At 65.2% G+C, this 21,909-nt stretch carries 23 protein-coding genes, 2 tRNA genes and 1 pseudogene; 10 read left to right on the forward strand and 16 right to left on the reverse strand.

All coding sequences use genetic code 11. The features are described from left to right. Positions 1-64: 64 nt before the first annotated feature. Genes VIR62_RS11225 through VIR62_RS11235 form a run of 3 tightly spaced genes read left to right on the forward strand, consistent with a single transcriptional unit; the run spans position 65 to position 1,954 of the window. On the forward strand, positions 65-1,078 hold the full coding sequence (locus VIR62_RS11225; RefSeq protein ID WP_431871315.1) for a Vgb family protein: 1,014 nt from the start codon (positions 65-67) through the stop codon (positions 1,076-1,078). Continuing rightward, positions 1,075-1,455 carry a c-type cytochrome gene (locus VIR62_RS11230; protein ID WP_431871317.1) on the forward strand — a complete coding sequence of 127 codons (381 nt, stop codon included), beginning with the start codon at positions 1,075-1,077 and terminating at the stop codon, positions 1,453-1,455. The genes VIR62_RS11225 and VIR62_RS11230 overlap by 4 nt, the downstream gene beginning before the upstream one ends. A gap of 43 nt (positions 1,456-1,498) precedes the next feature. Then, complete coding sequence (locus VIR62_RS11235) at positions 1,499-1,954, forward strand: hypothetical protein (protein WP_431871319.1); 456 nt, start codon at positions 1,499-1,501, stop codon at positions 1,952-1,954. Positions 1,955-1,957: 3 nt separating this feature from the next. On the opposite strand, the gene VIR62_RS11240 is transcribed toward VIR62_RS11235, so the two are convergent. After that, complete coding sequence (locus VIR62_RS11240) at positions 1,958-2,740, reverse strand: ZIP family metal transporter (protein WP_431871321.1); 783 nt, start codon at positions 2,738-2,740, stop codon at positions 1,958-1,960. A gap of 81 nt (positions 2,741-2,821) precedes the next feature. Here VIR62_RS11240 and VIR62_RS11245 point away from each other — a divergent pair, with 81 nt between their 5' ends. The 3 genes from VIR62_RS11245 (at position 2,822) to VIR62_RS11255 (ending at position 8,120) form a co-directional block, all read left to right on the forward strand. Beyond that, positions 2,822-4,018: a dipeptidase gene (locus tag VIR62_RS11245; RefSeq protein ID WP_431871323.1), complete on the forward strand. Its 1,197-nt coding sequence runs from the start codon at positions 2,822-2,824 to the stop codon at positions 4,016-4,018. A 122-nt stretch (positions 4,019-4,140) separates the two neighbouring features. Then, the gene (locus tag VIR62_RS11250; protein WP_431871324.1) at positions 4,141-5,403 is read left to right on the forward strand and encodes a SulP family inorganic anion transporter; all 1,263 of its coding nucleotides are present in this window, start codon (positions 4,141-4,143) and stop codon (positions 5,401-5,403) included. Positions 5,404-6,542: 1,139 nt separating this feature from the next. Next, positions 6,543-8,120 carry a nucleotidyltransferase domain-containing protein gene (locus VIR62_RS11255; protein ID WP_431871326.1) on the forward strand — a complete coding sequence of 526 codons (1,578 nt, stop codon included), beginning with the start codon at positions 6,543-6,545 and terminating at the stop codon, positions 8,118-8,120. Positions 8,121-8,349: 229 nt separating this feature from the next. Here the strand turns inward: VIR62_RS11255 and VIR62_RS11260 are convergent. Both VIR62_RS11260 and VIR62_RS11265 read right to left on the reverse strand, forming a co-directional pair. Then, a tRNA-Thr gene (locus tag VIR62_RS11260) sits at positions 8,350-8,424 on the reverse strand. A 328-nt stretch (positions 8,425-8,752) separates the two neighbouring features. Then, complete coding sequence (locus VIR62_RS11265) at positions 8,753-10,546, reverse strand: aminopeptidase P family protein (protein WP_431871328.1); 1,794 nt, start codon at positions 10,544-10,546, stop codon at positions 8,753-8,755. Between the two features lie 68 nt (positions 10,547-10,614). On the opposite strand from VIR62_RS11265, the gene VIR62_RS11270 reads away from it, so the two are divergent. Next, positions 10,615-12,669: a S9 family peptidase gene (locus tag VIR62_RS11270; RefSeq protein WP_431871330.1), complete on the forward strand. Its 2,055-nt coding sequence runs from the start codon at positions 10,615-10,617 to the stop codon at positions 12,667-12,669. Here VIR62_RS11270 and VIR62_RS11275 read toward each other — a convergent pair. The 4 genes from VIR62_RS11275 to VIR62_RS11290 form a co-directional block, all read right to left on the reverse strand. Next, entirely contained in the window at positions 12,644-13,240 is a 597-nt protein-coding gene (locus tag VIR62_RS11275; protein ID WP_431871352.1) for a nucleotidyl transferase AbiEii/AbiGii toxin family protein, read from the reverse strand. The two genes, VIR62_RS11270 and VIR62_RS11275, sit on opposite strands and share 26 nt — an antisense overlap. Before the next feature lie 26 nt (positions 13,241-13,266). After that, positions 13,267-13,491, reverse strand: coding sequence for a hypothetical protein (locus VIR62_RS11280; protein ID WP_431871332.1), 225 nt, complete (start codon positions 13,489-13,491; stop codon positions 13,267-13,269). A gap of 326 nt (positions 13,492-13,817) precedes the next feature. After that, positions 13,818-13,908, reverse strand: a tRNA-Ser gene (locus VIR62_RS11285). Positions 13,909-13,958: 50 nt separating this feature from the next. Then, positions 13,959-14,246, reverse strand: coding sequence for a 4a-hydroxytetrahydrobiopterin dehydratase (locus tag VIR62_RS11290; protein ID WP_431871334.1), 288 nt, complete (start codon positions 14,244-14,246; stop codon positions 13,959-13,961). 52 nt (positions 14,247-14,298) lie between these two features. On the opposite strand from VIR62_RS11290, the gene VIR62_RS11295 reads away from it, so the two are divergent. Genes VIR62_RS11295 through VIR62_RS11305 form a run of 3 tightly spaced genes read left to right on the forward strand, consistent with a single transcriptional unit; the run spans position 14,299 to position 15,904 of the window. Continuing rightward, on the forward strand, positions 14,299-14,700 hold the full coding sequence (locus VIR62_RS11295) for a metallopeptidase family protein (RefSeq protein WP_431871335.1): 402 nt from the start codon (positions 14,299-14,301) through the stop codon (positions 14,698-14,700). Beyond that, positions 14,697-15,266: a heme ABC exporter ATP-binding protein CcmA gene (gene ccmA, locus VIR62_RS11300; RefSeq protein WP_431871337.1), complete on the forward strand. Its 570-nt coding sequence runs from the start codon at positions 14,697-14,699 to the stop codon at positions 15,264-15,266. Before VIR62_RS11295 ends, ccmA begins: the two co-directional genes overlap by 4 nt. Further along, positions 15,263-15,904, forward strand: a complete 642-nt coding sequence (locus VIR62_RS11305) for a heme exporter protein CcmB (RefSeq protein WP_431871338.1) — start codon at positions 15,263-15,265, stop codon at positions 15,902-15,904. The genes ccmA and VIR62_RS11305 overlap by 4 nt, the downstream gene beginning before the upstream one ends. A gap of 144 nt (positions 15,905-16,048) precedes the next feature. Here the strand turns inward: VIR62_RS11305 and VIR62_RS11310 are convergent, their stop codons facing one another. From VIR62_RS11310 to VIR62_RS11350, 9 genes and pseudogenes are all read right to left on the reverse strand, one after another. Further along, positions 16,049-16,912: a class I SAM-dependent methyltransferase gene (locus VIR62_RS11310; protein ID WP_431871340.1), complete on the reverse strand. Its 864-nt coding sequence runs from the start codon at positions 16,910-16,912 to the stop codon at positions 16,049-16,051. Next, a complete protein-coding gene (locus tag VIR62_RS11315) occupies positions 16,909-18,135 on the reverse strand; it encodes a M16 family metallopeptidase (RefSeq protein ID WP_431871342.1) in 1,227 nt (408 codons plus the stop codon). The genes VIR62_RS11310 and VIR62_RS11315 overlap by 4 nt, the downstream gene beginning before the upstream one ends. A gap of 12 nt (positions 18,136-18,147) precedes the next feature. Beyond that, positions 18,148-18,675: an SURF1 family cytochrome oxidase biogenesis protein gene (locus tag VIR62_RS11320; RefSeq protein WP_431871344.1), complete on the reverse strand. Its 528-nt coding sequence runs from the start codon at positions 18,673-18,675 to the stop codon at positions 18,148-18,150. Then, on the reverse strand, positions 18,675-19,061 hold the full coding sequence (locus tag VIR62_RS11325; RefSeq protein WP_431871354.1) for a DUF983 domain-containing protein: 387 nt from the start codon (positions 19,059-19,061) through the stop codon (positions 18,675-18,677). The genes VIR62_RS11320 and VIR62_RS11325 overlap by 1 nt, the downstream gene beginning before the upstream one ends. Positions 19,062-19,124: 63 nt before the next feature. Beyond that, complete coding sequence (locus tag VIR62_RS11330; RefSeq protein ID WP_431871345.1) at positions 19,125-19,940, reverse strand: cytochrome c oxidase subunit 3; 816 nt, start codon at positions 19,938-19,940, stop codon at positions 19,125-19,127. 129 nt (positions 19,941-20,069) lie between these two features. Beyond that, on the reverse strand, positions 20,070-20,624 hold the full coding sequence (locus VIR62_RS11335) for a cytochrome c oxidase assembly protein (protein WP_431871347.1): 555 nt from the start codon (positions 20,622-20,624) through the stop codon (positions 20,070-20,072). Beyond that, positions 20,621-20,752, reverse strand: coding sequence for a hypothetical protein (locus VIR62_RS11340; protein ID WP_431871348.1), 132 nt, complete (start codon positions 20,750-20,752; stop codon positions 20,621-20,623). Before VIR62_RS11340 ends, VIR62_RS11335 begins: the two co-directional genes overlap by 4 nt. Beyond that, positions 20,749-21,660: a heme o synthase gene (locus tag VIR62_RS11345; protein ID WP_431871349.1), complete on the reverse strand. Its 912-nt coding sequence runs from the start codon at positions 21,658-21,660 to the stop codon at positions 20,749-20,751. Before VIR62_RS11345 ends, VIR62_RS11340 begins: the two co-directional genes overlap by 4 nt. Before the next feature lie 65 nt (positions 21,661-21,725). Then, a pseudogene (locus VIR62_RS11350) lies at positions 21,726-21,909 on the reverse strand (cytochrome c oxidase subunit I); the annotation flags it as partial.

A 21,909-nucleotide genomic window follows, 5' to 3' on the forward strand; every position in this document is an offset into this window, starting at 1 on the left:
CGCGGTTGGATTGAGCGAGCGGCGGCGCTAGTCTCCCCACAGCCGCCTGAATCGGGAGACTGTCATGGCTCGCTTGCCCGCCATCCTTGCCCTCGCTGCCTCGATGATCCTCACCGCTTCGCCCGCCTGCGCCCAGCAAACGGAGGAGGAGGCGATGGCCGAAGCCGCCGCCTCGGCCACGGTGACCAAGGTCTTCCAGCTACCCGAAGGCTCGCGGCCGCATGACGCCGCGCCCGCGCCGGACGGGAAGGTCTGGTACACGGCCCAGAGGCAGGGCGCGCTCGGCATCCTCGATCCGGACACCGGTGCGGTGCGGCAGGTGCCGTTGGGCGCGGATTCGGCGCCCCACGGCGTCATCCAGGGCCCGGACGGCGCGGCCTGGATCACGGACGGCGGCCAGAATGCCATCGTCCGCTACGATCCGAAGACCGAGAAGATCGACGTCTGGAAGCTGCCGGAGGGGGCTGGCTACACTAACCTCAATACCGGCGCGTTCGACGGCGACGGTATCCACTGGTTCACCGGGCAGAACGGCATTTACGGCCGGATCGATCCCAGGACCGGCGAGATGGACGTCTTCAAGGATCCGGAAGGACGCGGGCCTTACGGCATCGCCGCGACGCCTTCGGGCGAAATTTATTATGTCTCGCTCGCCGGCAGCCATCTCGCCCGCGTCGATGGCAAGACCGGCGAGGCGACGATCATCGAGCCGCCGACGGCGGACGTGGGCACCCGCCGCGTCTGGGCCGACAGCCAAGGCCATCTCTGGATCTCCGGGTGGAATAGCGGCGAGCTCTACCGCTACACGCCGGCGAGCGGCGAATGGAAGAGCTGGAAGCTTCCCGGCGACAAGCCCAAGGCCTATGCCGTCTATGTCGACGATCGCGGCATCGTGTGGGTGAGCGATTTCGGGGCTAATGCGGTGCTCGCTTTCAATCCCGAGACGGAAAGCTGGAGGAGCTTTCCCGGCAGCGGGCCGGAAGCCAATGTCCGCCAGATTCTAGGCCGCGCCGGCGAAGTCTATCTGCCGGAATCGGGCACCGACAGGCTGATGATCGTCTATACCGGGACGCCATGAGGCCGGTTTTAGGCGTTGGAGCCCTTTTTCTTTCAGCGGCGGCTCTGGCCGGCGCGCCGGAGCCAGCCGGTGATCCGGGACGGATCGCCTTCCAGAAATGCTATGCCTGCCACGACGTGACGCCGGGGAACGATGTGGCCGGCCCGAGCCTGCACGCCATCGTCGGCCGCCCCATAGCCGCCCGCCCCGGCTACGAATATTCGGCCGCTCTCCGGGCGCTCGCCGAGCGGGAGGGACGCTGGAACGAGGCGCTGCTCGACCGTTTCATCGCCGATCCGGAAGCGGTCGCGCCCGGCACCAGCATGACCTTCACCGGCATGCGCGATCCGCGCGAACGCGCCGACCTCATCGCCTGGCTGGGGCGACAATCCGAATAAGCCGGCTGGACAGCGCCATCATCGGCGAATAGCCGCCAACGGCATGCGTTACTTCCTGGACACCGAATATAACGGCTTCGGCGGCGAGCTCATCAGCCTGGCCCTCGTGCCCGAGCATGGCGATCAGGAATATTATGCCGTCCTGCCGTTGCCGGACGAGATCCATCCCTGGGTCGAGCGTAATGTCGTCCCCTATCTCGGCTCGGTGCCGCCGGGACACCATGCCGAACCCGTTTCCCGCCTCTCCGCCGCGGCCGAGATCGCGACGTACCTGGCGCGGGAGACCGAACCGGTCATCGTCGCCGACTGGCCCGACGACATCGCGCTTTTCTGCGCCCTGCTCGTCACCGGCGAGGGCGAGATGGCGCCGGTAGGCAGCCTTCGCTTCGAGCTTGTCAGCAGCCCCGGCTTCAGCGTCTCGGTCACCAGCCGAATCCCGCACAACGCCCTCCACGATGCGCGGGCGCTGCGCGATTTCATGCGGCACTGGGAAGGCTGAAGGTCAGCCGAGCGACCAATCGAGGCAGAGCATCAGTACCAGCCCCGCCATTAGCGCGGTCGTGGCGGCGTTCTGGCGCCCTTCGCGGTGGGTTTCCGGGATGATCTCCGAGCTCACCACCCAGATCATCGCGCCGGCGGCGAAGCCGAGGCCCCAGGGGAGGAGCGCCGACGAGGCGGTCACGGCCGAGATGCCGAGAAAGCCGCCGACCGGCTCCACCAGCCCCGTCATGAAGGCGGCGACGAAGCTGAACAGCCGACCATAGCCGACCGAGGCGAGCGACACCGCCACCGCAAGCCCTTCCGGGACATTCTGGATGCCGATGCCGAGCGCGGTCGCGGCGCCATTGGCCATGTCGTTCCCGCCGAAGCTGACGCCCACCGCCAGCCCTTCCGGGAAATTGTGAAGCGTGATCGCTATGACGAACAGCCAGATCCGCGCGAGACGCGTCGCCGCCGCCGTCGGATTGCGGCCGATGAGGAAATGTTCGTGCGGGACGTAATGATTGACGAGCTGGAGCGTCAGCGCGCCGATCAGGATCGCGCCGGCGATGATGAAGGCCGCGGCCGCGGAACTGTGGCCGCTTGACTCCGCCGCCTCCAGGCCCGGCAGTATCAGCGAAAAGAAGGAGGCGGCGAGCATGACGCCCGCCGAGAATCCCAGGAAGATGGTTTCCAGCCGGCGTGAGATTCCCGGGATCGCCAGCACGGGCAGCGCGCCCGCAGCCGTCGCGAGGCCCGCCGCCGCGCTCGCCGCCGTCGCCGTGCCGATAAGCTGCCAATCCATCGAACCTCCCAAGACCCCTCGCGCGCCTTGCCTTATCGCGGCGAGGCTTTCATGCTGGAGCCGTTACAACAGGAGTATCCGATGCGTCCCGGCCTTGTCTTCTCCCTTCCGCTCCTGCTCGCCGTTCCCGCGTCCGCCCATGAGGCGGTGAGCCCGCTCGACCGGCTGATCCATGAGCAGATGATCGTGCTCGACACCCATCTCGACACGCCGATGCTGTTCGAGCGGCCCGGCTGGAAGTTCGACGAGTGGCACGAATATGCCTGGGACCAGACGCAGGTCGACTTGCCCCGCATGGCGGCGGGCGGGCTCGATGGCGGCTTCTTCGTCGTCTACACGCCGCAGGGCGAGCTGACGCCGGAGGGCTATGCAAGCGCCCGCGAGGCCGCGCTGCTGCGGGCGATGGCGATCCAGCGCGTGATGGCGGCGAACAGCGACGAGATCGCGCTCGCCACCACGGCGGCCGACGCGGAGCGGCTGCACGAGGCGGGCAAGCGCATCGCCTATCAGAGCATCGAGAACAGTTATCCGCTGGGCGAGGACCTGTCGCTGCTCGAGACCTTCTACAAATTCGGCGTGCGGATGGCGGGGCCGGTCCATTCGAAGAACAACCAGTTCGCCGACAGCACGACCGACACGCCGCGCTGGAACGGCCTCAGCCCGCTCGGGAAAGAGTGGGTGAAGGAGATGAACCGGCTCGGCATAGTGATTGACGGCAGCCACTCGTCGGACGCGGCGCTGGAGCAGCTGATCGAGCTTTCGGCGACGCCGGTCATCCTCTCCCATTCCGGGCCGAGGGCGCTTTACGATCATTCCCGCAACATTCCCGACGACCTGATGCGCAAGCTCGCGGCATCCGGCGGCGTCATGCAGGTCAACAGCCTTTTTCTGGGCGCGGGCGACTCCGACGAGCGCTCGGCGATCGAGGACCGGCAGGAAAGATGGCTTGAGCTGACGCCCGCCGAGCGGCGCCAGCTCGTCGCCGACAAGGCGGCGCTCGACGCCCGGCAGCGCAGCAACGAGGCCGATTTCGACATGTACATGAAGAGCCTTCTCCACTCTATCGAGGTGATGGGCGTCGACCATGTCGGCCTCGGCGCCGACTGGGACGGCGGCGGCGGCCTTCCGGGGATCGAGGACATAACCGCCCTCCCCCGCATCACCGCCCACCTGCGCGAGGCCGGCTATAGCGACGCCGACATAGAGAAGATCTGGAGCGGCAATGTGCTTCGGCTGCTGCGGCAGGCGGAGGAACATGCCCAAAGGATGAAGCAATAAGAATCGGAATCGGTCGGTCGGGCTTTGAACCAGACTCCAATGGCGACTCGCCGTTCCTGGATCGATAAAACCCCTGTGATCGATCGCTTGCGGCAAGCCGGACCACCTTTTAGCGTCGCCTCGTGAAGCCGAAAATCCTTACCACCCTCGCCACCTATTCATGGCGGGCGTTTCTGGCGGACATGTTGGCGGGCGCAACGGTGGCGATGGTGGCGCTGCCCCTTTGCATCGCCATCGCCATCGCGTCCGGCGCCGAGCCCGAAAAGGGCATCTTCACCGCCATCGTCGCGGGATTCCTGATATCCCTGTTCGGCGGTAGCCGGGTGCAGATAGGCGGCCCGACGGGCGCGTTCATCGTCGTCGTCTATGGCGTGATCGCTCAATATGGCTACGACGGCCTGGTCGTCGCGACGTTCATGGCCGGCTTCATCCTGCTGATCGCCGGTTTTTTGAAGATCGGCACCCTCATCTCGCATATTCCCGAAGCCGTGATCGACGGGTTTACCGTCGGTATCGCCGTGATTATTGCCACCAGCCAGCTCCAGGACCTGCTCGGGCTCGAAGCCGCGTCGGTTCCCGCCGACTTCATTGAAAAGCTTCCGGCATTGTGGGCGCTGCGAGACTCTTTCACTCCATCCGCCCTGGCGATCGGGCTGGCGACGATCCTCCTGATCGTCGGCTTGCGACGGTTCGCGCCCCGATTGCCGGGCCTGATCATCGCGGTAGGGGTCACGTCGGCGGCGACTATCCTGCTCGCCTTTCCGATAGACACGATCGGCGCTCGCTTCGGAGCGCTGCCCGATCGATTGCCGATACCCGCCATACCGGAAATCACGGTCGCCCGGCTGTTGGAGCTGCTGCCGTCGGCCTTCGTGATCGCTTTCCTGGCCGGAGTCGAATCCCTGCTGTCCGCGCTGGTCGCCGATCGCATGATCGGCGGCAGCCATAGGTCGAACGCCGAGCTTTTGGCGCAGGGCGCCGCGAACATCGGCTCCTCCCTGTTCGGCGGGCTGCCCGCAACGGGCGCGATCGCCCGCACCGCGACCAATATTCGGGCCGGGGGCAAGACTCCTGTCGCAGGCTTGGTCCACGCGCTGACCATCCTCGCGGTAATGATGCTGGCCGCGCCGCTGGCCGGCTATCTCGCGCTGCCGGCGCTGGCCGGCCTTCTCATGATGACCGCCTGGCACATGAGCGAGCCGCACAAGTGGCGCGAACGCATGGCTGGCCGACCGTCCGATCGTGTCCTGCTGCTGCTCACCATGTTTCTGACGGTTTTTTCGGACCTGACTGTCGCCATCGGCGTGGGTACCGCCCTCGGGCTCGCGCTCCGGCTGCGTCGCCGCGACGTGCCGCCCGCCGAATGGACGCCCCCTGAGCGATAGGGCATCGGAGCGTGCCGCCTCTGCGCTGTCCGCGCAGGCTATGTCACTGAAAGAGTGGTGCTGCCGGTGAGGATTGAACTCACTACCTCAGCCTTACCAAGGACGAAGCCTTTCTTTGCGTCAATTTGCGCTGATTTGCCATCGTCGAAAATTGCAGCCTAAAGCCTCTATTAGCAGGGTGGCTTACGAATTCGTTGCGAGGGTCAGTCTGATGTCATCCCGCGGCTGCAGGTTGGGGATGCCTTCAGGAAAGCGGATGCGGGCGCGAGTGTCCTCGAAGTCCTGCCGATCAATGCGAGCGCCTATTCATTGGCGAAAGCGCGCTACGGGTCTGGCGGGAGTTTCGCGGGCTGGAGATAACGGACCTCCGCCGCGATACCGGCATTGCGGTCGAGCGCCTGGACCAAATCGAGGCGGGCAAGAGTCGGAAGATGAGCGAGGTGGAGGAACGGGCTCTCGCTCGGTCGCTGGAAATTGGCCGCGCATCCCTTCGCCCTATGATCTTTGCCGGATGCTCAGGGCTGGGTCGATGAGGATGAGATATTAGCGCGCGCCGAATAATCCGCTAGCGCGTTACCTGCCGAGACAACGCTTCTCGCGGGTTGATTTGCGTTGCGCTCTGTCTCAATCTCACGACATGCGGGGGATCGCTCTTTTCGCAGTCGCCGCCGTCGCGTACCACTTTCTGACGGAGGTTTGGCTCTGGGTTTTACTGCCCGCCTTCCCTCACGCCTACAATATCGTAGGCGTCGCAATGATAGCGGCGCTCCTTACGGTCTTAGCAATAGCCGTTTCGGCGTCTCGCCTTGGCTCGCGCGTGACTAGGATGCGCCAGTTTCGGTCTACCGCCTCGCCGCCGCCGCCAACTTCTGTGACGGAATATGGCGACCAGATTCGGCAGCCTGCTCGGCAATCGACGTGGACGAGGACGATATTGCGGCGGGAGTAGCTACTCCAAATTGGGGCGGAAGTCGCGGCGGGATAACTTTATGCGGCGCTGACGACTCACCCACTCACGAGGGGAATGGTGCGCCTTGTTGGTCTCTGCATCGAATCTCGGCTAGGTATGGCGAATGCTCCTTGGTCCAAACACGGCGACACAATGATCCTCGTCCGATGGTCTTCTCAAGCCGGCATTCGTGAAGATCGAGAATGATCTAATCTGCGGCATCCGTCCCGCACTCCTCAAGAAGGTTTTTAAGCCGGAGACCTTCGATACGCTGCGCCTCATGCGCATAGGAGGCCTTGGCGAGCCCGCAGCCAGCCACAAACTTCGCCGCCTCGCTGAGGAGGGGTGGGTCAGCTTCGGCGAGAACCACGATGGTGTCGATTGGTGGACCACTGCTGCCAAGGCACATCGCCTTGGCGCCACGCGCTTAATCAAACGGTTTCCGGTGAAAGTGGGCCGCGAAGTTGTAGAAGACGTGGTGGCCGAAGCCCGTCGCCTAAATCGCGACCCACAACGTTCCAGGCGGATCGTCGTTATCTACCTCTTTGGCAGTGTTTTGACGGGGCAGGATGACGATCTCGCGGGGGACATCGACATTGTGGTCGAAGTTGCGAAGCGAAAGTGCGCAGCCGAGGAACTGAAGGCGCTTGAGCGCGCGGAATTGCCCGAGCGCGCAAAGCACATCGAGTTCATGGAGCGCTTAATGTGGTCCAGCACGTCTCTTCTGCGCTCTCTAAAGAAGGTCTCCAACAAGATCAGCCTGCACGCGATGCACGATCTCACCATTCTCGGGACCCCCTATCGGCAAGTTTACGCCTTCGACGCGGAGCGGGAAGCGGAGGTGCCTTTCGACCCAGAAATCAGGAGGGCTGAGCTTAAACCCGAAGCTGACCAAGACCTAGCAGTGGTGCCGCCACCGAAGGCCATTCGACCTTGGCCTGCGCTTGATGATACCGACGCACCCGTCACTTTGGCGACTGAGGCCGCCATGCTCGCCGAGCACCTATGGACGAACGGATGGGAGGTTGAGAAGATTGCTGCTCGGGTTCGGGCGGATGTTTCAAATATCGAGAATTACCTTGCTTCGCGATCGCTGATCAGCGGCCTGTTAGCTCCGCGGTTCGATGCTGCGCTGGACAGAACTATCGGCCCGTTTGTCGCTCGTGAGGAACGGCGCTCGCGCTTAACTCACGTTACCATCGATCGGCGGGGCACGCCGTCCGTGGATGTGGATATTTACACGCACCTAGAGATGCATTGCATCGGTGGCATGAGGTATGTGGATAAGAGTCGAGGGAGGTTTCATGGGGTTCCCGCGCGCCTGGTGCCGGAGGTTGAGCGTATCGCGAAAGCATCACTCCTGTGGGCGGAGCGGATGCAGCCCAAGACGTCGGGCCTCAGGCTGGACGCATTCGTGTTCCACGACCCTGATCACGAACAGAGAGAGCCACTGGGAAGGCCGGCGATGGACTTCCGCCCTCTAAAGAAGCCGATGCTTGAGTTGCTGGACGCGATGTGGGCGCACCCTCGCGGAAAATATGAGGGGCATGAGCGGCAACTGGAGGTTTCGATATCGTCATCGATAAGCGATATTTCTTATTCTGTCGGAACCTCTCACCAGCCTGGATATGTGCGGAAACGAGTTCGCAAAGCCCTCGCCGCTCCATTGAGATTGGTGTTAGACCCTCTCCTCCAGAAGTGGTCTAGCTTGCTCGATGGCCGAACGCATTATGCTATCTCGGTTCGAGGAAGTGATTTGGAGGATTGATCGCGTTGCGACTGACTTGGGCTGCGTTCGATGCTGCAGGCCCGCAATGTCTATCGTCCCTAACGTCCCCAGGATTCCCAAGAGGCGGGCGCGCGCACCTGATTCCCCAACCATCCTTTTCACGACATCGGCGCTAATCGAACCAATCGTCGTTATTGTCCCGTTATTATCCGACGCAAAAGGCTCGCTTTTGCGAACGCGGGAAAATCGCGCTAAGTCACTGAAAGAGTGGTGCTGCCGGTGAGGATTGAACTCACGACCTCAGCCTTACCAAGGATGCGCTCTACCACTGAGCTACGGCAGCATGGCCCGGACCGCGACGATGTCGGAGGGACGGGCGGCGCTATGGCCGGGCAAGCAATGTAATGTCAAGGCGGCTTGCGGCAAGCGGGCTTGAGGGCCTAATTCCGACCCATGAGCAAGGGCGACGAGGAACGGGCGAAGCGGCTGGCCGAGGCGCTGCGGCAGAATCTGCGGCGCCGAAAGGCCCAGGCGCGGGGGGAAATGCCCGACGACCGTCATTCCGGCGAAAGCCGGAACCCAAGGTCACCGGACAAATGAGCTAATCCGACACCGCCGGTGTTCCTGGATCCTGGATCAAGTCCGGGATGACGAACATGGGCGTCCGGCTGCTAAAGCGGCCGGCACCGGTCCTTCAGCCACTCCAGCGTTTCGCCTTCGACCAGCGGCCCGACGATCCGCATCACCTGTTCGTGATAATCGTCGACCCAGCCGCGCTCCACGTCGGTCAGCAGCGCGGTGTCGATCAGGCTCCGATCGATCGGCGCGAAGGTGAGGGTTTCGAAGCCGAGCATCGGCTTTTCGGCGCCGGGAACGTCTACTTCCTTCACCAGCACTAGGTTTTCGATGCGGATGCCGTATTCGCCGGCCTTGTAATAGCCGGGCTCGTTCGAGCAGATCATGCCGGGGCGTAGCGGTTCGTCGCCTCCGGGCTGGCTGCTCCCGGCTGGTGAGATACGCTGCGGGCCTTCGTGAACGGCGAGATAGGCGCCGACGCCGTGGCCGGTGCCGTGGGCGTAATCGAGCCCCGCCTGCCAGAGGAATTGCCGCGCCAGAGCGTCGAGCTGGGTGCCGCGCGTGCCCTTAGGAAAGCGGGCCCTGTCGAGCGCGATATGGCCCTTCAGAACGAGGGTGAAGCGGTCGCGCATCTCGGCGGTCGGCTCGCCGATGGCGACGGTGCGGGTGACGTCGGTGGTGCCGTCCGGATACTGGCCGCCCGAATCGACCAGATAGAGAGAGTTCATCTCCAGCGGGCGGTTGGTTTCCTCCGTCACGCGGTAGTGGACGACGGCGCCGTTGGGCCCGGCGCCGGAAATCGTGTCGAAGCTGATGTCGCGCAGATCACCGCCCTGCTTTCGGAAATCGAGCAGCTTGGCGGCGGCGGACAACTCGTCGATGCCCCCCTTCGGCGCCTCCACTGAAAGCCAATGAAGGAAGCGCACCAGCGCCGCGCCGTCGCGGGCCTGGGCGGCGCGGTGGCCGGCGATCTCGGCTTCGTTCTTCATCGCCTTGGGGAGCACGGCCGGGTCACGCTTCTGGAGCACCCTGGCGCCCGCTTCCTTCAGCGCCTCGAAAATGGCGGCGACCGCGCGCTCGGGGTCGGCGGCGACGGTCTTGCCCTTCATCGATTTGAGATGGGGCTGGAAATCCCGCCGCTCATGGATGCGGACGCCGTTGCCGAGATGCTGGCGGACATCCTGGCCAAGCTTTTCCGAGGCGACGAAGAGGTCGGCGGTGCCATCGTCATGGACAAGGGCGAAGGACAAGGCGACCGGCGTATGGTCGACGTCCTTTCCGCGCACATTGAAGGTCCAGGCGATCGAATCGAGGGCGGAGAGGACCGCCGCGTCGGCCTTCTGCTCCTTCAGCCAGTCGGCCATTTCCTGCCGCTTGGCGGCCGAAGATTTCCCTGCCAGTTCCTCGGGATGGACGACCAGCCGCGCGGGCGAAGGCTCCGGCTGCCCTTCCCAGACCACGTCGATCGGGTTGCGGCCGACCGCGACCAGTTCGGCGCCCTTGTCGGCCAGGGCCTCGCGCGCCTTCTTCACCCAGTCCCGGGTGTGGAGCCAGGGATCGTAGCCGATGCGCCCGCCCTCCGGTGCGTGTTCCTTCAGCCAGTCGGCGATGCTGGTTTCCGGCACGGACTGGTAGGACCAGTGCTTACCGTCGACCTGATCGCGCACCTGCAGCGTGTAACGGCCGTCAGTGAAGATCGCCGCCTCTTCGGGCAGCACCACCGCCGATCCGGCCGAGCCCTGGAATCCGGTCAGCCAGGCGAGGCGCTGGGCGTAGCTGCCGACATATTCGCTCATATGCTCGTCGGTCAGCGGCACAACGAAGCCGTCCAGGCGGTCCGCCTTCAACTGTTCGCGGAGGGCAGCGAGGCGGGCTTCGTGGGTCGACATGGCAAATTCTCCGAAGGCAACTATGTGGGGCCCAATAAACCAGCAGGCCGCGCGCCGGAAGAGAGAGCATGACCCGCAACCCAGCCCCGCCCGTCGCCGCCCAGCGCCCCTATAGCTACGAGCATCACGGGGTGACGATCGAAGACCCGTATCACTGGATGCGGGACCAGAGCTATCCGAAGGTCGATGACCCGGAGGTGCTCGACTACCTGAAGGCCGAGAACGCCTATTTCGAGGCGATGATGGCGCCGCACGCGGAGCTGGTCGAGACGCTGTTCCAGGAGATGAAGGGGCGCATCAAGGAGGACGACCGCTCGGTGCCGGTGAAGGACGGCGACTGGCTCTACTGGTGGGCGTTCGAGCAAGGCGCCCAATATCGCAAATGGTATCGCAAGGGCGTCTCCGGCGGCGTTGATCGGCTCATCTTCGACGAGCCGGCCGAGGCCGGGGGGAAGGACTATTTCCGCCTCGGCGCGATCGAGATCAGCCCCGACGGCCGCTATGCCGCGACCATGGTCGATGATGACGGCTCGGAGCGATACAAGCTCCGCATCCGCGACCTCGAAACCGGCGACGATGCCGAAACGGTGACCGAAGTGGGGATCGGCAGCCCCGTCTGGAGCGCGAATTCACGGGGCATCGTCTTCACCGAGGTCAACGAGAACTGGCGCAGCTACCGCGCCCGGTTTCACCGCTTGGGCGAGCCGCTGGACCGCGATGTTACGCTCTATGAAGAGACGGAGGAAAAGGGCTTCTCGGTCGGGGTCGGCAAGAGCCACGACCGCAGCCTCGTCATCATCGCCACCGGCGACAACAGCTCGACCGAGGTCCGCTTCGTTTCCGCCGACGATCCGACCGCGCCGCTGACCCTGGTTTCCCGGCGGCGGCCGGATATCATCTATTCGGTCGACGCGGCGCACGGGAAGCTCTGGGTGCTGGCGAACGACGAGCATATCAACTTCCGCCTAGCCGAGGCCGATCCGGCGAGTCCCGGCGAATGGAAGACGGTGATCCCCGGCTCCGAGACGGTTTACATGCGCGGCGTGACGCCGTTTCGCGGGCATCTCATCATCGAGGAGCGGGTCCACGGCCTCGACCAGATTCGCCTGCGCCGTTACTCCGGCGAGGAGCATCGCATCGCTTTCCCGGAAGCGAGCTACACCGCCTCGCTGGGGAGCAATCCGGAGTTCGCGCCCGCCGCCTACCGGATCGGCTATACCTCGATGGTGACGCCCGTCACCGTCTATGATTATCAACCGGCCGAGGACCGGCTGGAGACGCTGAAGGTCCAGGAAATTCCGTCGGGCTATGACAAATCGCTCTACGAGACGGAGCGGCTGATGCTGCCCACGCGGGACGGCAAGCTCGTGCCCGTTTCGGTGGTCTACAAAAAGGGCTTCCACAAGGACGGCGAGGGCAAGCTCTACCTTTACGCCTATGGCGCCTATGGCCACGCCATCCCGCCGAGCTTCTCGACCGCACGGCTCAGCCTGATCGACCGCGGCTTCGCCTGCGCCATCGCCCATATCCGGGGCGGCGACGATCTGGGCTATGGCTGGTTCCTGGAGGGCAAGCTCAAGAAGCGCACCAACACGTTCAACGATTTCGTCGACGCCGCGGAGGGGATGATCGCCGAGGGCTTCGCGTCTCCCGGCCGCATCGCCATCCAGGGCGGATCGGCGGGCGGAAAGCTGATGGGCGTCGTCGCCAATTCCGACCCGCACCTCTGGGGCGCGGTCGTCGCCGACGTGCCCTTCGTCGACGTGCTCGCCACCATGCTCGACGATACCCTGCCGCTGACGCCCGGCGAATGGCCCGAATGGGGCAATCCCATCCTCGACAAGGCCGCCTTCGACCTCATCCGCTCCTACAGCCCCTATGACAATGTGAAGCCGCAGGATTATCCGTCGATGCTGATCACCGGCGGCCTCAACGACCCGCGCGTTACCTATTGGGAACCGGCCAAATGGGCCGCTAGGCTCCGCGCCACCAAGACCGACGACAACCTCCTGCTCCTCAAGATCAACATGGGCGCCGGCCATGGCGGTAAATCCGGCCGCTGGGACAGCCTGCGCGAAGTGGCAGAGGGTTATGCCTTCATCGTGACGCAGATAGGCGAATGAAGGTCTTCGAACAGAGGATCACAGCCCGGTCTGAGGACATTGACGAGCTTGGCCATGTCAACAACGCCGCCTGGGTCCGCTGGGCTTCGGTGACGCTCGGATACCAGAGCAGGAGGCTCTGCCGGCTCTCGTCATCGGCATCGAGTTCCACTCGCGGCTGTCCTGGCTCTTGTCCGGCGGCCGTGATCGCGTCGGCGAGCGTCATCGACAGCTGGGCGAGCAGATCGCCGCCGATAAAGGCCTGACACGCCGCCTTGATGGCGTCGAGCTTGGCTTGGCGCTTCTTGCCGGACATCGCTTCGAGCGCCTCGACGCTGGCCTCCTCGCCAATGTCTTCCCGGAAGACCGTGATGTCGATGTCTTCGGAGAAGCGCTCGATGAGGCCAAACCCCTTGGACAGCGAGGTCCCGCCCTTGAACAGGAAGCGCGGGCCGTGGGAAGCCGGACCGTTGAACAGCGCGTCGAGTGTCCAGCAGACCCAGCAATCCTTTTCGATATTCTGGGGTGCGGTGCCCAGCCTCTGCCCGGCTGCGACAAACAGATCCTGCCGGTCGGCGGGATCGGCGGCCAGGACCTACGCGTAGGCGGCGTTCATCGTCATGCCCGGGTCTTTCGCACGGCGGTCGGCGGCTCGCCCGGCATCGTCTCGCGCAGAATCTGCTGCATCCAGAACGGAAGGGTCAGCAGGTCGGCGGCAAGATCATCGACGATGGCGGCGCCATGATCGGGATCGGCGAAGATGCTGCGTAGGCGCTTGGCAACGGCCGGGTCGGTATCCCCACCGGCATCGTGCAGCCAATGGAGTGCCTGTACGACGCGCATGGCTGGCCGCTCGGCCCAGTACAGGCGGCTTGGCGCCGTAGTCTTGACGCCAAAGTTTGCTTCCGCTCGTGCTGACGAACAGGAACAAGCGCTTTGCGTCGGTGAGCTTGTAGGCCTAGTCTCGCGGCCTGGCCGCTCAAATTTTTGCATCGCTTAGCATCAATCCTCCAGGACCACGTTTTTCCATTGCCGGGACCACGAAACAGACCCACGCCAAAATCGGAGGCGAGCGGACCGCTGTGGACGACCTGCCCTGCTAAGCGTCAGATTTCAGAGGGAAAACGTCAATCTCGGTGGACTTCTACGGACCCCTACGGAAAGGGGTCTGGCGGAGCGGGTGGGATTCGAACCCACGATACGGTTTTGCCGTATACTCACTTTCCAGGCGAGCGCCTTCGACCACTCGGCCACCGCTCCGCATGTCCTGGAAGCCACGCCCTCTAGTGACCTCCGCGACCGAGGGCAAGCTAGGGCGCCAGCGTCTCGATCGTCTTGGCGAGATCGACGTCGCGGCGGGTGAGACCGCCGGCGTCGTGGGTGGTGAGGACGATGTCGACCCGGTTCCAGACATTGGACCAGTCGGGATGGTGGTTGGCGCTTTCGGCGGCAAGGGCGACCCGGGTCATGAAGCCGAACGCCTCATTGAAATCGCGGAACTTGAAGCTGCGCTTGATAGCGTCACGCTCCGCATCGAAAGTCCAATCGCTCAACTCCTTGAGCGCCGCCTCGCGCCCGGCTGTGTCTAGCTTGGGCATCCTCGTCTCCCTTACTGGCGTCCCGCCCGCTTGCCCTTTATGTCGCTTGTTCGTGAGCGAGGGTCAAACCTATGCGCCCGACGCGGCTACGTTCGAGCGGTTGGCGGACGAGTCGGTCCAGCGGCTGCCCGAGCCGTTTCGGCGCCACCTCGCCGGCGTCGTATTCCGGATCGAGGAGTTCGCCGAGGAGGATGTGCTGCGGGAACTCGGCATCGACAACGCATTCGACCTGACCGGCCTCTACACCGGCCGCCCGATCGGCGAGCAATCGTCGATGCTGTCGGGCGAATTGCCGGCGATGATTCATCTCTATCGCCGACCGCTGCTCAACGAATGGGCGGAGACGGGGGTCAGCCTGGAAGCCCTGGTGACCCATGTCATCGTCCATGAGGTCGGCCATCATTTCGGCCTGTCCGACGCGGACATGCACGCGATCGAGGACGCCGCCGGGTGACCGACACGCCGCTGCTCCGGCTGGAAAAGCTGGCCTGTTTTCGCGGCGGGCGGCTCCTGTTCGAGGGGCTGGACCTCGTGCTGCAGCCGGGCGGCGCCGCGATCGTCACCGGACCCAACGGTGTCGGCAAATCGAGCCTTTTGAGGGTCGTGGCCGGACTTCTCCGTGCCGCGTCGGGCCTTGTCGAGCGTGCCGAAGCCGCGCTCGCCGACGAGCGGGCGGCGCTGGATGAACGGCTGACGCTGGCCCAGGCGCTCGGCTTCTGGGCGCGGCTGGACGGCGCGACCGCGGCGACCGGGATGGAGGCGATGGGCATCGCCCCTCTCGCGTCAGTCCCTGTTCGGATGCTGTCGACGGGTCAGAGGAAGCGCGCCGTGCTGGCGCGGGTAGTGGCGAGCGGCTCGCCGCTGTGGCTGCTCGACGAGCCGATCAACGGACTCGACACCGAAGGCGCGGAGCAGCTCATGGCGGCGATGATTGCGCATCGTGCCAGCGGCGGCGCCGTCATCGCCGCCTCGCACCAACCGCTGGCGCTGGACGGGGCGCAAAGGCTGGCGCTCGGATGACCGCGCTTGTCCTTCGCGAGCTGAGGCTGGCCGCGACGGGTGGCCACGCGCTGCTTCCGCTCGTCTTCTTCCTGCTGGTGGCGACCCTCTTCCCTTTCGCGGTGGGGCCGGACGGGCCGTTGCTGGCGCGGACCGGCGGCGGCGCGTTGTGGATGGCGGCTTTGCTTTCGGCGCTGCTGCCGGTGGAGCGGCTGGTCGAGCCGGACCGGACATCGGGCGTGCTCGATCAGCTAGCGGCGCGCGGGATGAGCGACGAAGCCGTCGCTATCGCCAAGCTCGCCGGGCATTGGCTGAGCTTCGGGCCGCCGCTGATGCTGGCGGCGATCCCGGCGGCGGCGCTGATGAAGCTGCCACGGGACGTGTTCGCCCGGCTGGAGCTGGGGCTGCTGATCGGGACGCCGGGCCTGGCGGCGCTGACGTTGATGGTGGCCGCATTGACGGCGGGCCTGCGCGGCACGGGTGCGCTGGCGGGTCTGCTGATGCTGCCGCTGGCAGTGCCGATCCTGATCTTCGGCGCGGGCCTGATCGAGCGTAGCGGCGGCGCGGGCGCTCTGAAATTGCTCGGAGCCGTATCTCTGCTGCTTGTCGCCGCCGCGCCTTTTGTCGCCGGAACGGCCTTCAGGGCGGCGCGGGACTAGCCGACCCGCGCCGGCGGTTCGCTTATCCATGGCGCAAACCGCGGCCACTCAGCCAGGCGCTCGCATGGGTGAATTCCGAGCTGATGAGGAAGTCGCCGAGATAGGATGCGTTCGACACCTTGTTGAAGCGCCACGTCGCGCTCCCTAGCGCGACCAGCGTGCGAAGATGGCGGTGGGGAGGAGGAGGCCGCGCGCTTCCTCGCGGACGGCCATGTCGCCCATCTCCACCGTGCCGCCGAGGTCCGCGGTCGCCTGTTCGAGCAGCTCGCCGATGGCGAGGGCGGACATGCGGACCGCGTAGACAGTGAGGACGAGGAAGCCGCTGTCGGCGTCGAGCAGCCTGGCGCAATCGGCGATGAGGCCGGGGAGCCCCTCCTCCAGCTTCCACACCTCGCCGCCGGGGCCGCGGCCATATTTGGGGGGATCGAGGATGATGCCGTCATAGCGGCGGCCGCGGCGAACTTCGCGGGCGGTGAACTTGGCGGCGTCGTCGACGATCCAGCGGATCGGGCGCTCGGCCATACCGGAGAGCCTGGCATTCTCCTTGCCCGCTTCGACGGACTTCTTGGAGGCGTCGACATGCACGAGGCTGGCGCCCGTCGCCGACAGCGCCAGCGTGCCGACGCCGGTATAGCCAAACAGGTTGAGCGCTTGACTTTCCGCCCCCAGCCGGTCGCGCATCCACGTCCATTGCGGCGCCATGTCGGGGAAGAAGGCGAGGTGGCGGAACGGGGTGCATTGGGCGCGGAAGCGGACATCGTTCCATTCCATCTCCCAACCCTCGCGCGGCACAGGCCGCGTGAACTGCCAGCGGCCGCCGCCTTCCTCGTCCGCGCCGGGAATGAACTCGCCGTCGGCGTCCCAGCTTTCCAGCGCCGGCGCCCACATCGCCTGCGGCTCGGGGCGGATGAAGCTGTAGGGACCGTACCGTTCGAGCTTGCGGCCGTGGCCCGAGTCCATCAGGCCGTAATGGCCCCACGGCTCGGCGATGAGGGTGGAGAGGGTCACGCGGCGCGGGCGGCGGGGACGCCAATGGTGGCGCGGGCGCGCGGGCCGTTCAGCATCTTCGAGCCGGCGGCGCGGACCTCATCGACTGTGACGGCGTCGAGGTCGGCGATCACTTCCGACGGTTCGACGAGGCGGCCGTGGAGCGAGAGCATTCGGGCGACATAGCCGGCCTGGCCCCAGCTCGATTCCAGGGACATGAGCAGGCCGGCCTTGGCCTGGGTGCGGACGCGGTCCATCTCGCGTGGCGTGATGTCGTGCGCGGCCTCGGCGATGATTTCCTCGATCAGTTTGGCGGCCGCCACCGACTGGCGGCGGGCGGTAGCGGCATAGATGGCGAGGAGGCCCATGTCGCGCCACGGCATGAGGCTCGCATAGACGGAGTAAGCGAGGCCCCGATCCTCGCGCAGCCGCTGGAACAGGCGCGAGGAGGCGCCGCCGCCGATCGCGTCGGCGAACAGGCGGGCGGCATAATACTCCTCGTCCAATTGCGCCGGGCCCGCGAAGCCAAGCGCGAGATGCGCCTGATCGCTGGACGCACGGCCGACACGATCGCCGCCGGTGAAGCGGGCGTCTTGCGCTTCCTCGATCCCACCGCCCGGAAGCGTGACGAAGTGTCGTTCGGCCAAAGCCACCAGTTCGGCGTGATTGACCTTGCCAGCCGCGACCAGGGCCAGGCCGCCGGCCCGATACTGGCCACTCCGCCAGCCATGGAGATCTTCGACGGTGATGGCGGCAATGCTCGCTTCGTCGCCCAAGATGGAGCGGCCGAGCGGCTGGTTGGCGAAGGCGGCGGACTGGAGGTCGTCGAAGATGATGTCGCCGGGCGTGTCGCGCGCCTCGCCCAGTTCCTGGAGGACGACGTCCTTTTCCCGCTCCAGCTCCCGAGGATCGAAATGCGGGCGGAGGATCATGTCGGCGATGAGCTCGACGCCCAGCGGCACATGTTCGGCCATCACGGTCGCCATGAAGCTGGTATTGTCGCGATCGGTCGCAGCGTTGAGGTCGCCGCCCACGTCCTCGATCGTCTCGCTGATCTCGCGGGCGGAGCGGCCGCCAGCGCCCTTGAACACCATATGCTCGTAGAGATGGGCGAGCCCGTTCAGCCGCGCCGGCTCAAAGCGAGAGCCCGTATCGGCATAGAGCCCGACCGCCGCCGTCTCGAGGCCCGGCATCTCGCGGCTGGCGACCTTGAGCCCGCTGGGCAGAAGAGTGAGCTGCATCATATGCGGGCGGACTTAGGATGAGTGGTCGGGTGGGGCAACCTTGGCCCCGCCCCTTCGCATGAGCGCGAGTGCGTAGATCACCGTCGCGGCGGCGGCGAAGAAGAACCACTGGAAGGCGTAGAAGAGGTGGTTGTTCGGAATGCCCTCGGCGGACGGCAGGCCGCTGGGCGCGAGCGAAGATACGGGTTCCATCGCGACGAGCAGCCGGTCGTTACCGATTTCGGCGATCGCCTCGACGCGCCCGCTCAGTACGACGCGACGCAATGCATTGGGCCGCTTCGACCAGCCGACATCGATTCTAAGCGAACGATTGCAGGGGACAATGTAGCGATAGCCGCTCTCGCCCGCGCGGCTGCGACCGGCGCGCACCTCTGGCGCCGCATCGATGGCGCAGTCATAAGCCTTCGGCCGAAGGCTACCGTGAGCTTCGGCGATCAGCGCCTCTTTCCATTCCTTTCGCTCCAGCTGCCAGAAGCCGAGGCCGATCATGACCGCGACCGCGGCGGCGACGACGAGCGTGGGAAGGATCGGCAGGCGCATCAGTCGCTGATCCGGCCTTCGCGGGCCTTGTGCCGATATTCGAGCACGAGGAGCGCCGCCTTGGCGAGGCGCAGCGAACCAAGCACGGCGGCCAATGTGACGACGGGCCAGAGCAGCAGATGAAGCCAGAAGGGCGGTTCGGCCGATAGCTCCAGGGTGATGGCGAGGCCCGTGATGAGCGCGCCCACGACCAGGATAAGGAGGGCGGCGGGGCCATCACCGACATTGAAGGCCGAGAAGTCGAGGCTACAGGCGCGGCATTTGGGGGCGAACGTGACGAAGCCCTGGAAGAGCGACTTCTCGCCACAGCGGGGGCAAAGTCCTTTGAGAGCCGCTTCGACAACTCCCCTCCCGCTTGCGGGAGGGGCAGGGGGAGGGGTTTTCATGTTCACGGATTCGGCCTGGACAGGCCCTCCCCTCGATCCCCTCCCGCGAACGGAAGGGGAATCTCAGTGATATTCAGCGCCCCAGCCGCCCCAGACGTAGATGGCGAGGAACAGGAACAGCCACACCACGTCGACGAAATGCCAGTACCAGGCGGCCGCCTCGAAGCCGAAATGGTGCCGGGGCTGGAAGTGGCCCTTGTAGCTTCGGATCAGGCACACGGTCAGGAAGACGGTGCCGACGATGACGTGGAAGCCGTGGAAGCCCGTGGCCATGAAGAAGGTCGACGTATAGATGTTGTCGGTGAAGCCGAACGGCGCGTGGGCATATTCATAGGCCTGGATGAAGCTGAACAGCAGGCCCAGCCCGATCGTCGCCCACAGGCCCTTCTTGAGCCCCTCGCGATCGCCGTGGATGAGGGCGTGGTGCGCCCAGGTGATGGTCGTGCCCGAGCAGAGCAGGATGAGCGTGTTGAGGAGCGGCCAGCCGAACGGATCGAGGACCGCCATCCCTTCGGGCGGCCAGACGCCGCCGACCGATTCCACCGCCGGCGGGAAGAGCGCCGCATTGAAATAGGCCCAGAACCAGGCGACGAAGAACATGACCTCGGACGCGATGAATAGGATCATCCCGTAGCGCAGGTGGAGCTGCACCACGGGCGTGTGATCGCCGGCATGCGCCTCGCGGATCACGTCGGCCCACCAGCTGAACATCGTGAAGAGGACGCCGAGCAGGCCGGCGAAGAAGACATAGGTGCCCGACGGATTCTCGTGCATCCACATGACTCCGCCCGACGCCATGGCGAGCGCGGAGAAGCTGCCGATGAACGGCCAGATGCTCGGCGGCAGAATGTGGAAATCGTGGGTCTTGGCTCCGGCCATGTCTCGTCTCGTCCTGTTTCTTGTTTACCAGCGAAAGCCGGTATCCAGTCTTTGTGGCTGGGCCCCGGCTTTGGGTCCCATCAAAGTAGTACTTTGATGGGTTCCCTTCCGCCGGGGAACGGGGGTTCTCTAACTCTGGCTCCCCGCCTCGTCCACGGGGTAAAATGTATAGCTCAAGGTGATCTCGCTGATATCCTTGGCATTCGGATCGTCGAGGATCGCGGGGTCGACATAGAAGACAACCGGCATCCGCACTTCCTCGCCCGGCTTCAGCGTCTGCTCGGTGAAGCAGAAGCACTGGATCTTGGTGAAATACTGTCCCGCCTGGGCGGGTGTGACGTTGAAGGTCGCCGTGCCGGTGACCGCCTTATCCGACAGGTTCTTCGCGTTGTAGAAAGCCATGTCGCGCGCGCCGATGGCCACGCGCTGCGTGTGTTCCTCCGGCTCGAATTTCCAGGGCAGCGCCGAATTGGTGTTCGCGTCGAAGCGGACCGAGATGATCTTGCCGACGGGCTCGGCGGGTAGCTCGGCCGCCTCCGCCCGCTGGGTGGTGCCGGCGAAACCCGTCACCTGGCAGAAGATGCGGTAGAGCGGCACGCTGGCGAAGGCGAGGCCGACCATGGCGACGACGATCAAAGCGGCGATGGCGGCGGTGCGGCCGTTCTTTTGGGCCAGCGTCGTCACTGGTTCACCGTCATCTTGGCGATGGTGATCGCGAACATCAGGATGACGAAGGCGCCGAGCAGCCAGGCCATCAGGGTTGCGCGACTCTTCTGGCGGGCGCGGAACTCTTTGTCGTCGGGCTCGGTCATGCCAGCAGCCATCGATCGAGGACGAGCGCGCCGAAAACGGCGAAGAGATAGAGGATGGAAAAGGCGAACAGGCGCTTCTCCGGCTTCATGCCCGAAGGCTCGGGGGCGTGGTGGGCGAGCACCCGGATCGAGATGGCGATGAAGGCAAGACTGAGGACCGCAGCGGCGACACCGTACAAAGCGCCGGCAAGGCCGAGCGGCCAGGGCGCGACCGCGGCGGCGGCCATCGGCAGGGTGTAGAGCGCGATCTGCTGCCGCGTGACCTTCGGCCCCGACACGACCGGCAGCATCGGCACGCCGGCATTGGCATAATCGGACCGGACGAACATCGACAGCGCCCAGAAATGCGGCGGGGTCCACAGGAAGATGAGCGTGAAGAGGAGGAGCGGCAGCAACGTCACGTCGCCCGTCACCGCCGCCCAGCCGATCACCGGCGGGAAGGCGCCGGCGGCGCCGCCGATGACGATGTTCTGCGGCGTCCGGCGCTTCAGCCAGACGGTGTAGACGAGAACGTAGAACAGGATCGAGACGGCCAGCACGGCGGCGGCCAGCCAGTTGGTGGCGACGCCCATCAGCAGCACCGAGAAGACGCCGAGGCCGACGCCGAAATGAAGCGCCGTCTGACGATCCATGCGGCCGGCAGGCAGCGGACGCTTCGCCGTGCGCTTCATCAGCGCGTCGATGTCCGCTTCATACCATTGGTTGAGCGCCGCCGCCGCGCCCGCGCCGAGCGCGATGCACAGGATGGCGGTGAAGGCGAGGACGGGATGGATGCCGGTGGGCGCCGCCAGCAGGCCACAAAGGCCCGTGAAGACGACAAGCGTCATCACGCGCGGCTTCGTCAGCGCGACGAAGTCCCGCCAGTCGGCGGTCATGGCCCGGCTTTGCTCCAGCACGTGGGTCGTCATAGCATTCACCTTGCCGTCACCCCAGCCTGAAAGCGGGGGTGACGGTGATCGCGTCCCGTTTCGCCTCAGTCGACCTTCGGCAGCGTTTCGAACTGGTGGAAGGGCGGTGGCGAGGACAGGGTCCATTCCAAGGTCGTCGCGCCTTCGCCCCAGGGATTGGCCGGAGCCTTCTTGCCGGCGGCCAGCGACCAGATGACGTTGATGAAGAAGAACGCCATGCCGACGGCCATGATCATATAGCCGTAGCTC

The sequence above is a fragment of the Allosphingosinicella sp. genome, assembly GCF_036570505.1.
GTDB lineage: Bacteria > Pseudomonadota > Alphaproteobacteria > Sphingomonadales > Sphingomonadaceae > Allosphingosinicella.

Excerpts from the sequence above, each read along its gene's own strand:
- VIR62_RS11315 (WP_431871342.1), bottom strand. The coding sequence starts at position 18,135 with ATGATGCAGCTCACTCTTCTGCCCAGCGGGCTCAAGGTCGCCAGCCGC.
- VIR62_RS11245 (WP_431871323.1), top strand. The coding sequence starts at position 2,822 with ATGCGTCCCGGCCTTGTCTTCTCCCTTCCGCTCCTGCTCGCCGTTCCC.
- VIR62_RS11340 (WP_431871348.1), bottom strand. The coding sequence starts at position 20,752 with ATGACCGAGCCCGACGACAAAGAGTTCCGCGCCCGCCAGAAGAGTCGC.
- VIR62_RS11305 (WP_431871338.1), top strand. The coding sequence starts at position 15,263 with ATGACCGCGCTTGTCCTTCGCGAGCTGAGGCTGGCCGCGACGGGTGGC.
- VIR62_RS11345 (WP_431871349.1), bottom strand. The coding sequence starts at position 21,660 with ATGACGACCCACGTGCTGGAGCAAAGCCGGGCCATGACCGCCGACTGG.
- VIR62_RS11265 (WP_431871328.1), bottom strand. The coding sequence starts at position 10,546 with ATGTCGACCCACGAAGCCCGCCTCGCTGCCCTCCGCGAACAGTTGAAG.
- VIR62_RS11230 (WP_431871317.1), top strand. The coding sequence starts at position 1,075 with ATGAGGCCGGTTTTAGGCGTTGGAGCCCTTTTTCTTTCAGCGGCGGCT.
- VIR62_RS11325 (WP_431871354.1), bottom strand. The coding sequence starts at position 19,061 with ATGAAAACCCCTCCCCCTGCCCCTCCCGCAAGCGGGAGGGGAGTTGTC.
- VIR62_RS11240 (WP_431871321.1), bottom strand. The coding sequence starts at position 2,740 with ATGGATTGGCAGCTTATCGGCACGGCGACGGCGGCGAGCGCGGCGGCG.
- VIR62_RS11290 (WP_431871334.1), bottom strand. The coding sequence starts at position 14,246 with ATGCCCAAGCTAGACACAGCCGGGCGCGAGGCGGCGCTCAAGGAGTTG.
- VIR62_RS11235 (WP_431871319.1), top strand. The coding sequence starts at position 1,499 with ATGCGTTACTTCCTGGACACCGAATATAACGGCTTCGGCGGCGAGCTC.
- VIR62_RS11320 (WP_431871344.1), bottom strand. The coding sequence starts at position 18,675 with ATGCGCCTGCCGATCCTTCCCACGCTCGTCGTCGCCGCCGCGGTCGCG.
- VIR62_RS11330 (WP_431871345.1), bottom strand. The coding sequence starts at position 19,940 with ATGGCCGGAGCCAAGACCCACGATTTCCACATTCTGCCGCCGAGCATC.
- VIR62_RS11270 (WP_431871330.1), top strand. The coding sequence starts at position 10,615 with ATGACCCGCAACCCAGCCCCGCCCGTCGCCGCCCAGCGCCCCTATAGC.
- VIR62_RS11280 (WP_431871332.1), bottom strand. The coding sequence starts at position 13,491 with ATGCGCGTCGTACAGGCACTCCATTGGCTGCACGATGCCGGTGGGGAT.
- VIR62_RS11225 (WP_431871315.1), top strand. The coding sequence starts at position 65 with ATGGCTCGCTTGCCCGCCATCCTTGCCCTCGCTGCCTCGATGATCCTC.